General features: G+C 36.7%; 9 protein-coding genes, 1 tRNA gene and 1 pseudogene. 2 read left to right on the forward strand and 9 right to left on the reverse strand.

The annotated features are described in order from the left end of the window. The 5 genes and pseudogenes from MCO_RS10745 to MCO_RS00555 form a co-directional block, all read right to left on the reverse strand. A pseudogene (locus MCO_RS10745) lies at positions 1-269 on the reverse strand (hypothetical protein); the annotation flags it as partial. Between the two features lie 96 nt (positions 270-365). Further along, positions 366-1,742, reverse strand: coding sequence for an amino acid permease (locus MCO_RS00540; protein ID WP_007551929.1), 1,377 nt, complete (start codon positions 1,740-1,742; stop codon positions 366-368). A gap of 487 nt (positions 1,743-2,229) precedes the next feature. After that, positions 2,230-2,595 (reverse strand): hypothetical protein, encoded by a 366-nt coding sequence (locus MCO_RS00545; RefSeq protein ID WP_007551930.1) that lies wholly within the window; start codon positions 2,593-2,595, stop codon positions 2,230-2,232. Positions 2,596-3,056: 461 nt separating this feature from the next. Beyond that, on the reverse strand, positions 3,057-4,595 hold the full coding sequence (hutH, locus tag MCO_RS00550) for a histidine ammonia-lyase (protein ID WP_007551932.1): 1,539 nt from the start codon (positions 4,593-4,595) through the stop codon (positions 3,057-3,059). Between the two features lie 1,593 nt (positions 4,596-6,188). Further along, positions 6,189-6,265: transfer RNA gene (locus MCO_RS00555), tRNA-Arg, on the reverse strand. Positions 6,266-6,508: 243 nt separating this feature from the next. Between MCO_RS00555 and MCO_RS00560 the strand changes: the two genes are divergently transcribed. Both MCO_RS00560 and MCO_RS00565 read left to right on the forward strand, forming a co-directional pair. Next, positions 6,509-7,282 (forward strand): NAD kinase, encoded by a 774-nt coding sequence (locus tag MCO_RS00560; protein ID WP_007551934.1) that lies wholly within the window; start codon positions 6,509-6,511, stop codon positions 7,280-7,282. Positions 7,283-7,428: 146 nt separating this feature from the next. Beyond that, positions 7,429-8,832, forward strand: coding sequence for a DEAD/DEAH box helicase (locus MCO_RS00565; protein WP_007551935.1), 1,404 nt, complete (start codon positions 7,429-7,431; stop codon positions 8,830-8,832). Positions 8,833-8,841: 9 nt separating this feature from the next. On the opposite strand, the gene gltX is transcribed toward MCO_RS00565, so the two are convergent. From gltX to gor, 4 genes are all read right to left on the reverse strand, one after another. Further along, positions 8,842-10,224, reverse strand: coding sequence for a glutamate--tRNA ligase (gene gltX, locus MCO_RS00570; RefSeq protein WP_007551938.1), 1,383 nt, complete (start codon positions 10,222-10,224; stop codon positions 8,842-8,844). A 10-nt stretch (positions 10,225-10,234) separates the two neighbouring features. Then, positions 10,235-11,896 (reverse strand): NAD+ synthase, encoded by a 1,662-nt coding sequence (locus MCO_RS00575; protein WP_007551940.1) that lies wholly within the window; start codon positions 11,894-11,896, stop codon positions 10,235-10,237. A gap of 123 nt (positions 11,897-12,019) precedes the next feature. After that, on the reverse strand, positions 12,020-13,399 hold the full coding sequence (locus tag MCO_RS00580) for a class II 3-deoxy-7-phosphoheptulonate synthase (protein ID WP_007551941.1): 1,380 nt from the start codon (positions 13,397-13,399) through the stop codon (positions 12,020-12,022). A 72-nt stretch (positions 13,400-13,471) separates the two neighbouring features. After that, positions 13,472-14,863, reverse strand: a complete 1,392-nt coding sequence (gene gor / locus MCO_RS00585; protein ID WP_007551942.1) for a glutathione-disulfide reductase — start codon at positions 14,861-14,863, stop codon at positions 13,472-13,474. Between the last annotated feature and the right edge of the window lie 71 nt (positions 14,864-14,934).

Raw genomic sequence — 14,934 nt, forward strand, 5'->3', positions numbered from 1 at the left:
ACAGTTGCATTGCCACCAGTAGAAAGCGCATCGGTGTTTAAAACGGTTTCCACACCTTCAACATTTGTGCGCCCTGCATCCAAGCGGATGTTGTTCTCCGCAACCATAACAGCATCACCACCAGCAGCAAAATGCCCTCCTTGACCGAGAATATCCCCACCATGCACATGCAATTGCTGTGAAGCATTTATCCGCCCTGAATTGGTTATCGTGGAATTGCTGGTATTTTGGCTGGTGATATTGACATCATCCCCCATGATCAAGGCATTTGTTACTATCTCTGCTCTATGTGCTAGAGCAATTATCAAATGTTTCTTCTCTTGAAATTATCAGCTATTTTTTTTAAATCAGCTCTTATTTGTATCCTAATACGCTTTGCTTTTTTTTAAATTATAAAGTTTAAACGTATAGAAACAAATAACAAGTAAAATAATCCAACTAACACCTACAATCAAAACTGGCCGTGTATCATCAAAAAACCACAACAAAATAAAAATAAAAACCATAAATAAAATAGAAAGAATTGATCCTATGGGCCAAAATGGAATTGGAAATCTTAAACTACACTGTACCTCTTTAGACATTTTTACTCGCATAAAAATTTGCGAAAGCAAAATCATTATCCAAACAAAAACCGTTGCAAATGTTGCCATTGCTGCAATGAGAAAAAAAAGCCCTTCATGGTAAAAATAATTAAGGATAACTCCAAGAAGAAATATGATAAATATCAGTAAAATAACAAAAATTGGTATACCGTTTTTTGATAAATACTGAAATTTTTTTAAAGCATAACCTTCCTGCGATAACCCATGTATCATGCGACAAGCACCGTACATTCCACTATTCATCGCTGAAATAGCCGCCGTAACAACAACAATGTTTAGAATATTTGCTGCGGATGAAATCCCAAGATTTTCAAAAATTGAAACAAAAGGGCTGTCCATAAGGCCAATTTCATTCCAAGGATAAAGTGACATTAAAATGGCTAACGTCATGATATAAAATAGTAAAATACGAACTGGAGTAGAATTAATTGCCTTTGAGATGGTTTGATGAGGATTTTGTACTTCCATCACTGCCATCCCTATGATTTCTATACCACCAAAAGCAAAAACAACAACGCTAAAACAAGCCAAAAAACCAAACCAACCATTGGGAAAAATACCACCATTTTCCCACAAATTTTGAATACGAACCGCTGAAGAATTTGTACTTGTATTCCAACCACATAAAATAATTGCTATCCCTAAAATAATCATAGCAATGATAGCAATAATTTTAATGAAAGATAGCCAGAACTCCAGTTCACCATACACTTCTACCGCTGCTAAATTAATCCCTGTAATGATCAGTGTAATGCTGAGTGCCCATATCCAAGGTGCAACATCAGGATACCAAAACCCCATATAAGTCGCAAAAGCTGTGATATCAGCTAAACCAACGAGAATCATCTCAAATACATATGTCCATCCCGTTAAAAAACCAGCTAATGGTGATATGTAATTTGCAGCATAACGAGCAAAAGAACCGGACAGTGGATTATGAATAATCATCTCACCGAGAGCTCGCATAACCATAAAAATAGCTAAACCAGCAATACAATAAGCAATTAAAACACTCGGACCAGCAAGTTTAATAGCTTGTGCTGATCCATAAAAAAGACCCGTTCCAATAGCCGAGCCAAGAGCTAAAAAAATAACTTGGCGCTTGCTCATACCTCGTTTCAGTTCATTTGTTACCATTTTTTTCTTTCTTTATTGAAATGTCGATAAAATCCATATCACGACGACAACTCTATAATAAATAAAGCCTCATGTTTCTCTCCCAAATATTGTTTAAAAAAGGCATTGCATAATGGCGCGTTAAACACTCAACCTTAGACAATAAAAAACATTTCTATTGCAAATTATTTAGCTATTTTTATGGACTACAATTTTGTATCATTTTATCAAAATCAAGTGGTAATAAAATTTTTTATAATTATCATTTGAGTCATTTTCATATCCTCTACTTTTCTGCAAAAAAATAGAGGATATAATGCGATATCAATCCGCATACTTTCTTTTCTGTTTACTGAAAAAGAAACTTAAAAACTCGTACAGCTAAATTCAGGGATGAGTGCATTAAATTTTCTACTGCGACATTAAGCAAACTCTCCATTATTTTTAGCCAATAACAATCGTAAGTTGTATACAACAGTGGATGAAGCAACTTTTAAATAGCTAAAAATCAGTGATACAGTGAAACTTGCCACTCTCCATAGGCTTGAGAAAGTATTTCTCCAACCCATATCTTAAGAAATCTAAACGTTTTTAACACGAAGCTTCTTAAAAAAATGGTCATTGTAGTAGTGACAGCCTTTTTAAATTCTTTTCTGATAGTAGTAGATTCACTCTTTTCTCTAGCGCTTTTATCTAAAATGCCAACGGCAATCATATTTGTCTCCTGAACAGAGATATCTTTCTCTTGTACAACCATAGCAATGAGAACGCCTTCTTGAGATCGGACTCTCCAAAAATTCTCATTAACCTCCACAATTTGTAAAAAACAAAAAACAGTTGTCATTAAAATACATAATGTGTGATTTTTAAACATTTTTCTCCCTCTGTTTTGATTTCAAAACATAAAAAGCAACTCTAAAACATCATAAAGCACCTTAAAAAAAGAGAAGCACACAATAAGATTATTAATCTTTACTGGATATAAAACACATAATTTATCCTTTATAAAGGCGAAATTGTAATAAAATATATATGAGATCACAATCTATAACTTGTGATTTTATAGAGGATATTCTTAAATAAGACAGCCCAAACCACTTCAAAAAACAGTTTCTCAAATATTAGCTTGCATAACCTTGTTTTGATAAATCAAATCGCCATGAGGCATAATATTAGGGAAATAAATTGAGGACAAATACCCAATATAGACGTACCGGCTAATAAACAAGCACATATTTATTTAATTACTCAAGTATATCTAGAGCCACAAAACTATATATGAGAAAATCAAATAATTAACTGTCTTTCCTTCCATATTGATCTCAAAAATAAATATTACTTGGGTCCCAATTGAGGAAAAATTGTTTCCGATATAACGGATAATAAGTATCCTTCACGCACAAGAACATATCCTTTATGAAGATCTGGAGCCATATAGCGATCTCCCTTAAGAGTATCAACATTTTTACGCAGATGCTCCATAACAGACTGCAAAAAGGAGCTTGTTTTTAAAGGCGCACGGTATTCGATTCCTTGTGCTGCAATAAGCGTTTCAATACCAATAATAGTAAAAAGGTTTTCACTCATTGTTAATAATCGACGAGCACCATGACAAGCCATTGAAACGTGATCTTCCTGATTTGCTGAAGTTGGTGTTGAATCAACTGAAGCAGGATGTGCCATTTGTTTATTTTCAGCCATTAAAGCAGCTGCAGTTACTTCAGCAATCATAAAACCTGAATTAAGACCCGCATTTTGCGCTAAAAAAGCTGGAAGTCCATAAGAAACTGCTGGATCAACCATAAGAGCAATACGTCTTTGGGAAAGAGAGCCTATTTCACATAAAGCAAGTGCAATCTGATCAGCAGCAAATGCTACAGGTTCAGCATGAAAATTTCCACCTGATACAACCTCTCCATTCCTTAAAATCAACGGATTATCCGTGACTGCATTCGCTTCAATAATGAGTGTTTTTGCTGCTGCGATAAGAATATCAAAACATGCTCCCATAACCTGTGGTTGGCAACGTATACAGTAAGGATCTTGTACACGATTATCATCACATAAATGTGCAGACCGAATTCCTGAATCCTCTAAAAGCTTTTTTAATGTTTGTGATACAGCAATCTGCCCATAATGCCCCCGTAAAATATGGATATCAGGATGAAACGGTGCCGTTGACCCCATGATGGCATCTGTTGTCAATGCCCCTGCAAGAAGTCCACCACACAAAGCCCGATGACTATGAAAAAGACCCGCAAGGGCAAGTGCTGTTGATGTTTGGGTGCCATTGATAAGAGCTAGGCCTTCTTTTGCTTCTAAAATAATAGGGGACAATCCTGCTTTCTCTAAAGCTGCTGCTCCACCCATACGAATGTTTTGAAAGAATGCTTCTCCCTCTCCTATCATAACAGCAGCCATGTGAGCAAGCGGTGCAAGATCACCTGATGCACCAACAGACCCCTTTTCAGGAATAACAGGAATAACACCTTTTGCAAGCATATTTTCTAGCAAATGTACCAACTCTAAACGGACACCAGAAGCCCCTCGCCCTAAAGAAAGAAGCTTTAAGGTCATCATCAAACGCACAATATTTTCTGCTAAAGGTTCTCCCACACCACAACAATGTGATAAAATAAGATTTCTTTGTAAAAGAGCTACATCGTTTGCCGCAATTTTAATCGAAGCCAATTTGCCAAAACCAGTATTAATGCCATAAACTGGCTCACTTCCGGCAGCAATTTCAGCAATACGCTCTGCTCCTTTTTTGATAGCTAAATGTGTGTTACTGTGAAGTTTGCTCACTTTACCATGGAAATAAATAGCTTCAAGTTCACCAAGCGTTACCTCACCTGGTTTTATTATAATAGTCATAATTTTCTTTCTTGTTTATTTAAAGTGTAATACTTAGCATTATTGCCCCTTCTATAAAACAAAAAAGGTATGACTGCTCTCTAGAAGGTTTAAAATAGAACAAATAAATAAACTTTGCCTATTCTTTAATTTATAATGATCATTTACCTTTTTTAGCGTTAATTTAATAAGATTACACATCCTTTTCCATCTTGAAGTGAAATCCGTTTTTTATTATTTAAGGAATCTGTTGTGTATTTTTTGTATCATTACTCCCTAAAAATAATAAAAAATCTATTAAATTTATATTGTTAAAATATAAATATACAAAAATTGATGTATTTATACATACTATAAATAGTGTTAAAATTAAATATATTAAAAAACTCAAAAATTAAAAATGCATATATTAATATAATATATGTTATTCAGTTAAGCAGTAATGCTTAATCAGTAAGAGCCATTCAAAATCACATATTATTCAAATTAAGAGATTAAAATAATAAAAATCGCCTGTAATACATATTGAAGCTTTTGTAGCTTTTTTCTGTTTTAATGTTATTGAAATGCACTAGGGCAGATAATTTAAAATCAATACGATAAGCTTCACCCAAAATATGTGATCTTATCATGGTAGTTATAAAATATGGCAATAGTTAATTTGAGAAATATATCGTGGCGTTGCGAATTAATCCTCCAAGATTTGATATTTTAAAGCTCATGCAATACGATACGATTCTCTCACTTAGCAGTATCTAAAAAATCATTATAGCAAAATCTGGTTCTTAAATACGCAGAAAATTTTTGAGAGAGCATTAACAACATCCCGCAGCAAAATGGCAAGATATGATATATGTATAATATTTTATACTAAATATTACTCTAAGACAGTATAGAATTTATAATTTTGATAGCTTTTCAACATTTTTTTTACTACTTATTGTATAGTTTTACAGTAATCGGTTATTTTTTAAATTCACTTCTCAAAACTATTTGTAACTGTATTTATAAAATACCTTCATAATAGCATTTGGCAAACTTTTTACATAAAAACTAGTTATTTATTAACTGTAATACTGTTACACAGAATTATATTGCTCTTGGGTGTGATCACCTTGTGAACAAAGCCGTCTGGTATAAATAGCAACAAAGGATTTGGGCGTTTTGCACTGTTAAAGAGAAGTGCTTAGCACGCCGTTTCTATTGTCAACCGTTTCATTAACTTATGAAAATCATAGATCGATACTGCTTTGTGAATAATTTCCATGGAACATTTTCTTAAGCAGATAATAAAAAACGTTCTCACTTTGTTTACAGAAAGAAATTAAGAAATCAGAAATGCAGTTCTTAGATTTCAATCCATTGATGAAGCAAAAAAGGAAAAATGGTTTTACATAATAAACCCTTCCATGGCGCATCGCTTCCCTTTATCTCAATATTCAACGTACTTAAAAGAAAAGGTTACATAGATAACAAAAATTTCATTTCTTTAAAATCATTTGCTTATTCTGTACATAACTTAACCGGCAACCCCAACAACCATTTTAATAAAATGGCTGCGTCTTTTCTAAGCAATCCTAGCATAAAAATAATACGAGACAAAACTGAAAAATTTGGTGCACCCGACAGAATTCGAATCTGTGACCTCTGCCTTCGGAGGGCAGCGCTCTATCCAGCTGAGCTACGGGTGCTTAAAACTGAACAGTGATCTTTTAACTGATCATACCCTCAGCTTCAATGATGAATTATCATTTTTAAAAAATACTCGTTTATGGTTTATATCACGATACAATCTTTTCGTCCTATCTTGCTATGATACATAACTTAAACAAATTACTTTTCATGTATATTCTTAAAAAACGGTTTTTATATACAGCTTCAAAATTTCTCAAAAATACACTAGAAAATAAGTTCAAATATCAGGATAATTCTTAATGACCACATTACCAAGCCGCTTTCATTTCATTTCCGCTGAAACTAAAGAAGCCATCAAAGCTACTCATAAATTAATTTCCGTTTATGGTCATTCTTCTCTGGAAGAAGCTGACGTTATTGTTGCAATCGGTGGCGATGGAACAATGTTGCAAACAGTACGAGATGTTATGAACACCGGAAAGCCTATTTACGGCATGAATCAAGGCTCTGTAGGATTTCTTATGAATGAGTTCTATGAACAAAAATTACCAACCCGTATTGCTACCGCACATAAAAAAGAAATTCATCCCCTGCGCATGATTGCAGAAGCTGAATGTCAAGGAACTATTGAAGCACTCGCTATCAATGAAGTTTCTCTCTTTCGCCAATCTTATCAAGCAGCTAAAATTCGTATTAGTATTGATAACAACGTACGCATGGAACAATTAAGTTGCGATGGTATCCTTGTTGCCACACCAGCAGGATCCACGGCCTATAATTTGTCAGCACAAGGACCTATTTTGCCTCTCATGGCTCCACTGATGGCACTTACCCCCGTTAGTCCGTTCCGCCCTCGGCGCTGGCATGGAGCATTGCTTCCCAATACAGCAACAGTACGCTTTGATATGCTCGAGTTTGACAAACGTCCTGTAAATGCTGCAGCCGATAATATTGAGGTTAAATCTGTCCATTCAGTTATTATTTCAACAGCAACAGAAGTAACAGCCTCAATCCTGTTTGACTCTAATCATTCGTGGGACGAGCGTATTTTATCAGAACAATTTCGCTACTAAGTTATTGTGTTATGCTTTTTATGCGTATATGGCTGTTATAGTTGACTTTTTTGTGAAGGCACCTTAACCCTCTAAAATAGTGTAGAATACTTAATCTCACGAATAATTTGGATAGCGAAATTAAAATCGCAGAGCAATTGATAAAAATGATGCCAACTTTAAATAGTTTCGATGATTTAGGTCTTTCCGCAAAGGTAATTAAAGCGGTAAAATCAGCGGGATATACAGTTCCAACGCCTATTCAGAGTGGGACGATTCCCCACGTGCTTCAAAGAAAAGACGTTTTAGGAATTGCTCAAACAGGAACGGGAAAAACAGCTTCTTTCGTTTTGCCTATGCTCACGCTACTTGAAAAAGGTCGCGCGAGAGCGCGAATGCCCCGTACTCTCATATTAGAACCAACACGGGAACTTGCAGCTCAAGTTGAAGAAAATTTCGATAAATACGGAATAAATCATCGTCTAAATGTTGCACTTTTGATTGGCGGTGTTTCTTTTGAGCAGCAAGATCGTAAACTTGAACGAGGAGCTGATGTTCTTATAGCAACACCAGGACGTCTTCTTGATCATTTTGAACGCGGTAAATTGCTCCTGATGGGTGTTGAAATTCTTGTTATTGATGAAGCTGATCGCATGTTGGATATGGGATTTATTCCTGATATTGAACGCATCTGTAAACTAACCCCCTTTACGCGTCAAACTTTGTTTTTTTCGGCAACAATGGCGCCAGAAATTACCAAACTAACAAAGCAGTTTTTACATTCTCCTGTATCTGTTGAAGTTACAAAAGCATCCTCAACAGCCACCACAATTACACAACGACTCGTCAAATCTGGAAATAAGCCATGGGATAAAAGAGCTGTTTTGCGAGAACTTATCCACAATGAAGGCAATGACCTTAAAAATGCTATTATTTTTTGCAATCGAAAGAGGGATATCTCCGAACTTTTTAGGTCGCTCATCAGACATCATTTTAGTGTAGGCGCCCTTCATGGGGATATGGACCAATATTCACGCACAAATACATTGGCCGATTTTAAAAATAACAAAATCACACTTCTTGTTGCTTCTGATGTTGCTGCCCGTGGACTCGATATCCCAGCTGTAAGCCATGTTTTCAACTATGATGTTCCTACACATGCTGAAGACTATATTCATCGAATTGGTCGTACAGGACGTGCAAATCGTAGTGGAAAAGCTTTTACAATCGTCACAAAAGATGACCAGAAATATGTCAATGCTATTGAGGAAATGAGCAACGAAAAAATTGAATGGCTCAATGGAGATCTCTCTACTTTAACGGCCGATGATCAAGAAGACGACATCGTTTTAAAGAAAAAATCTCCAAAACCGTCTAAGAAAACTGCTCCCAAAGAACGTATTGTTCCAACCAAAAAATCTTTAAAAAATGATAAAGTAGATTATGTTCAAACCGAAAAGAATAAATTAAAACCGTCTGAGCAACATCATCCTCAAAAAAATAAGGATTTTTCTCCTCTTGGATTTGGCGATGATATCCCAGCATTTATGCTCATAAAAACCCGCACTTAAACTAGAAACTTATTCTCCTTGAAGTGTCAATCTTTCTATTACTTTCTCACGTCCTAAGAGTTGCAAAAGTTTTCCCATTTCAGGTCCATGGTCCATTCCAGTAAGCACCTGACGTAATGGCATAAACAGAGCTTTTCCGCTGCGACCTGTTTTCTCTTTTAATGCCGTTGTCCAAACTTTCCAACTTTCATCATTCAATGCACCTTCAGGCAAGAAATTGAGTGACTTACGCACAAATGCACGATCCTCAAGCGTCACTTTATCAAAGTTCTGCTGTTCATCATGAATCATTTTCCACCACAAAACAGCATCATTTACTTTGTCAATATTGCCTCTTATCACATTCCAAAAACACTCTGCTTTGTCTCCATCAATAGAAAGATTTTTAAGTCGCGTTTTAACTTCCGCATAGGTTAACTCATGCACAAGATAACTATTCAAAGCAAAAAGATCAGCAATATCAAATTTCGCAACTGATTTTGACGTATCTTGTAGATTAAAATGCTCTAAAAGCGCTGCTTGATTGGGATACGGATGCACATTTTGTGATGTCCCAATTAAAACAGCAAAGCATTGAACAGCAATAGATTCAAATCCTTCCTCTCGTAGAGAGCGAATAGAAAGATCATTGTTACGTTTTGAAAGCCCTTTTCCTAAAACTGTAGACAATAAATTGATATGGCCAAAAACTGGCAATTCTGCACTGAGAGCTTTAAAAAGAGCAATCTGAGCGCCTGTATTTGTAATGTGATCATCCCCACGAATAATATGAGTAATGGCCATATCTATATCATCAACGACAGAAGGCAATGTATAAAGATAACTTCCATCTTCACGAATTAAAATAGGATCTGAAAGAGAGGACAAATCAATCGTCTGTTTTCCTTTTACCGCATCATTCCAGCAAATTTCTGTTCGCCTTGTTTGCAAAGGATTATTTTCAAAATTAGGGAGAAGAAAACGCCAATGAGGTTTACGACCTTGCAATTCAAATGCTTTTCTATCTTCTGGTGTTAATTTCAATGCAGCGCGATCATAAATAGGGGGTAATTTGCGAGAAAGTTGGATTTTACGGCGCCGATCTAATTCTTCCGCAGTCTCATAACAGGGATAAAGAAGACCACGTTGTTTGAGAGTTTCCGCAACTTCATCATATCGACTAAACCGTTTAGATTGATAATAAATCTCATCTGGTTGAATACCAAGCCACTCAAGATCAACTGCAATAGCATCAATATATTCCTGTTTAGAGCGCTCAACATCTGTATCGTCGTAACGCAAAATAAACGCTCCATTATGCGCTTGCGCATAAAGCCAGTTGAACAATGCACTACGGGTATTGCCAATGTGAATATAACCTGTTGGAGAAGGTGCAAAGCGGACTTTTATCATAAAATAATGCTCAAATTTTATCACGAAACCGATTTACAATGGGATAACGACGATCACGCCCGAAGTTTTTATAACTGATTTTTACGCCGGGTGCAGATTGTCGTCTTTTGTATTCGGCCACATAAATAAGATGTTCAATTTTTTCAACTGTTTCCCGTAAATATCCACGTTTAACAATATCACAAATACTCATGTCATTTTCTACAAGAGATTGCAAGATATCATCTAAGACAGGATAAGGTGGAAGAGAGTCTTCATCTTTTTGATTTTCTCGTAGCTCCGCAGAAGGTGCTTTCTCTATAATATTGGATGGGATCACAATCCCTTCTGGACCCAACAAATTTTGCAAGTGATTTTTATTGCGCCACTTCGCTAATGCATAAACCTGCATTTTATAAATATCTTTAATAGGATTAAACCCTCCATTCATATCACCATAGAGTGTTGCATATCCAACGGCCATTTCTGACTTATTGCCTGTTGTTACCACCATTGAGCCAAATTTATTTGAAAGCGCCATCAAGATAGTACCACGTATACGACTTTGAAGATTTTCTTCTGTCACATCAGATGGAAACCCTAAAAAAATAGGTGCCATTGTCTTCAAAAAAACCTCAACAGGTTGCACAATTGGTATTACTTCATAGTGACATCCTAAAAGACGTGCACACTCTTTAGCATCTTTCAATGACTCTTGTGAAGTATAATGATAGGGCATCATTATGGTGCGAACCCTCTCAGCGCCAAGAGCATCCACTGCCATTGCTGCACAAAGAGCTGAATCAATTCCTCCTGAAAGACCAAGAATAACATCCTTAAAACGATTTTTATTGACGTAATCTCCTAACCCCAAAACACAAGCTTGGTAATCAGCAGCTAATCCATTAAGAAGATTTTCATTTGGGCCAGAAATACATTGCCATCCTGCCGTTTTTCTCTGCCAATGACTTAAAGCAATATGGCTTTCAAAATGTTTCATTTGAAACATCATTTTGCTTTGCCCATTTAGTGCAAAAGATCCCCCATCAAAAACAAGCTCATCCTGCCCCCCAACGGGATTAGCATAAATAATCGGCAGACCAGATTGAAGCGCTTGCACACGAACAACTTCTATACGCTTTAGTGCTTTATTACGATAATAAGGAGAGCCATTAAGAACGAGAATGATCTCTGCTCCTTTATTGCCAAGCTTTGCACACAAAGAAGAATCATTCCAAATATCTTCACAAATCACTATTCCTAATCTTATCCCCTGATAGACAATTGGCTCAGGATATGGACCTGGGGAAAATAGTCGTTTTTCGTCAAATTCAGCATAATTAGGTAAATCAAACTTGAAGCTTTCAGCAACTATCTGTCCTTCATCGAGAATCACGGCACTATTATAAATATTACCATTACGCCTGAGAGGAAGACCAATTACAATTCCTGGTCCCCCTACTGTTATCTTTGCTAATTTCTTAACAGCATCTTCACATGTTTTTATAAAAGCAGGTTTAAGAACAAGATCTTCCGGCGGATAAGCACTGATAAAAAGCTCCGTGAATAAAACAAGATCAGCACCTTCTGCTTTAGCCATTTGATGCGCCATAACGGCAAGAGAATAATTTCCTTCAATATCACCAACGATAGGATTTAATTGGGCAACTGCTACCCGAAAATCATGTTTCATAAGTCTTTATATCATTTCATCAGCTTGACAACCACAACTTTATTTTAATTATTGAAAACATTTCTTTTCAAAAAAACTCTTCTCCCATAAACATTTTAAATGGAATATGATGGGACTTTTTGTCTAACAATTTGCAGCAAAATCCACTGAATCAGTATCACGATTTTTCTTAAGCAGTTCTGCAACAAGAAAAGCTAGTTCTAACGCTTGATCTGCATTTAATCGCGGGTCACACTGGGTATGATAACGATTAGACAAATCTTCTACAGAAATAGCATGTGCCCCACCTGTACATTCTGTTACATCACGACCAGTCATTTCAATATGAATACCTCCTGGATAAGTTCCCTCTCCATAATGTACTGAAAAAAAATTCTCTACCTCTTTTAACACATAATCAAAGGGACGCGTCTTATAACCATTTACAGTAACCGTATTGCCATGCATTGGATCACACGACCATATAACCTTACGCTTCTCGCGCTCAACTGCTTGAATCAATTTGGGAAGATAATTCTCAACCTTATCATAACCAAAACGCGTAATGAGCGTCAATCGTCCTGCGTCATTTTCAGGGTTTAGAATATCAATTAACCTCAAAAGCTCATCGGGCTCAATGGAAGGACCACACTTCAATCCAAGTGGATTTTTAATACCACGACAATATTCAACGTGCGCATGATCAATCTGACGTGTACGATCTCCAATCCATAGCATATGACCAGAGGTTGCATACCAATCTCCAGAAGTCGAATCAATCCGCGTCAAAGCCTCTTCATAGCCAAGCAAAAGCGCTTCATGACTGGTATAAAAAGATGTTTCACGTAATGAAAAATTTGTTTTGGACGTAATCCCTATGGAACGCATAAAATCAATCGCTTCCGAAATACGTTTTGCCAATAACTCGTATCGCTCGCCCTGCGGGCTATTAGAAACAAAACTCAACATCCATGTATGGACATTTTCTAAATCGGCGTACCCCCCTTGTGAAAAAGCACGCAAAAGATTCAATGTTGCTGCAGACTGGCGATAAGCCATAGACATTCGTTGCGGATCAGGAATACGAGAATCCACGCTAAATTCAATACCATTAATAATATCCCCCCGATAAGAAGAAAGCTCAACTCCTCCTTTGCTTTCCGTATCAGAAGAGCGTGGCTTTGCAAACTGACCTGCGATGCGACCGATTTTAACAACGGGTTTAGAACTGCCAAAAGTTAAAACAATCGCCATTTGCAAAAATACACGAAAAAAATCACGAATATTATCAGCTTCATGTTCTGCAAAGCTTTCTGCACAATCTCCACCTTGTAATAAAAAAGCCTGACCTTGTGCAACAGCTGCTAATTCATTTTGCAAATCACGTGCTTCACCGGCAAAAACCAAAGGTGGATAGCTACGTAGCTTTCGTTCAACATCTGCTAATACAGATTTATCCGGATAAATCGGAACTTGTTTAATTGGTCTTGTTCTCCAAGAGTCAGGCGCCCATTCTTTTATCATTGCACTCTCTCCAGAGCTAAAAATCACAGCTTATCGTATTAAAATTTGTTCGCTTACCACAACATGTGCTGTTCAATTTTCTATTTTCTTCCCATTTTCATAGATATAACTTGGCTTATACATCGTTACCAATTCTTCTGCCATAGTTGGATGCACTGCCATAGTTTCATCAAAAACATCTTTTGTCAGCTTTCCCTTGAGAGATATGCCAAGGAGCTGTGCCATCTCACCAGCGTTCTCACCTAAAATATGGGCACCCACAACAATACGACTTTCACCATCAACAATAAGCTTCATAAATATTTTTTCCGAGCTCTCAGAAAAAACATTGCGCATAGAACGAAAAACTGTACGATAAATCTCGAGACGTTTATAACGATGTAGCGCATCTTCTTCTGAAAGACCCACCGTTCCAATCTCAGGTTGTGAAAAAACCGCCGTCGGCATTAAATCATAATCAGGTGTCGTGGATATATTCTCAAATGCAGTCTTAACGAAACATATTGCATCATGAATCGCAACAGGTGTTAATTGAATATGACCTGTTACATCACCTACAGCCCAAATGTGGGGAACATTTGTTGTCATTCTTTCATCAACAATAACTGCACCAAACTCATTCACTTTAACACCTGCTCGCTCGAGTCCTAAACCCATTGTATTTGGTACGCGCCCCGTGGCTAACATTACCTGATCAGCACTGATCGTTTGCCCACTGGATAAAGTAACATTATAACAATTTCCTAGAGCTTGCACTTTGGAAACTGTCTCCCCGTAGATAATGGAAATCCCTTTTTCAACCATTGCATCACTGAGCAGTTGTCGCAAATCATGATCAAAGTTACGAAGAATTAGATCACCTCGATGAAGAAGTGTTGTTTTCACACCTAACTCATAAAAAATGTTAGCAAATTCAACACCAATATACCCGCCACCAACAATTACTATTGATTTTGGGAGTTTTTCAAGGTCAAAAATTTCATTGGAAGTAAGACACAAATCACTGCCTTTTATTGCCGTACTTGATGCAATTTTTGCACCCGTCGCGATTAAGATTTTTTCCGCGCTTACCCGTTCACCTGTCACAGAAAGCTCTAATGTATGATCATCCACAAAGATAGCGCGACTTTCATAAATATGAACATTATTATTTCGCAGTCCTTGGCGATAAATCCCTTCTAATCTTGATATTTCTTTATTTTTAGCTGCAACTAAATTTTCCCAACTAAAAACTGGTTCAGCATATTTCCAACCGAAACCAACGCTTTTACGGAACTCATTTGCATATTGTGAGGCATAAACATACAATTTCTTCGGAACACAACCGCGAATAACACAAGTCCCCCCTATACGATACTCCTCTGCTATAGCGACACGCTTCCCAAGTCCTCCAGCAAGGCGTGCAGCACGCACTCCACCAGAACCGCTTCCAATAACGAATAAATCAAAGTCAAAAGAACCCACGAACTATCCCTTCTTCATATGTATGCAATAATAAGCTATGATCATTCATCATCAAATGAAAACCTTTTTGT

This window comes from Bartonella sp. DB5-6, from assembly GCF_000278115.1.
In the GTDB taxonomy this organism is placed as follows: domain Bacteria; phylum Pseudomonadota; class Alphaproteobacteria; order Rhizobiales; family Rhizobiaceae; genus Bartonella; species Bartonella refiksaydamii.

What these genes read in the sequence shown, in the direction of transcription:
- MCO_RS00540 (WP_007551929.1), bottom strand. Translation starts at nt 1,742, where the DNA reads ATGGTAACAAATGAACTGAAACGAGGTATGAGCAAGCGCCAAGTTATT.
- MCO_RS00545 (WP_007551930.1), bottom strand. Translation starts at nt 2,595, where the DNA reads ATGTTTAAAAATCACACATTATGTATTTTAATGACAACTGTTTTTTGT.
- hutH (WP_007551932.1), bottom strand. Translation starts at nt 4,595, where the DNA reads ATGACTATTATAATAAAACCAGGTGAGGTAACGCTTGGTGAACTTGAA.
- MCO_RS00560 (WP_007551934.1), top strand. Translation starts at nt 6,509, where the DNA reads ATGACCACATTACCAAGCCGCTTTCATTTCATTTCCGCTGAAACTAAA.
- MCO_RS00565 (WP_007551935.1), top strand. Translation starts at nt 7,429, where the DNA reads ATGATGCCAACTTTAAATAGTTTCGATGATTTAGGTCTTTCCGCAAAG.
- gltX (WP_007551938.1), bottom strand. Translation starts at nt 10,224, where the DNA reads ATGATAAAAGTCCGCTTTGCACCTTCTCCAACAGGTTATATTCACATT.
- MCO_RS00575 (WP_007551940.1), bottom strand. Translation starts at nt 11,896, where the DNA reads ATGAAACATGATTTTCGGGTAGCAGTTGCCCAATTAAATCCTATCGTT.
- MCO_RS00580 (WP_007551941.1), bottom strand. Translation starts at nt 13,399, where the DNA reads ATGATAAAAGAATGGGCGCCTGACTCTTGGAGAACAAGACCAATTAAA.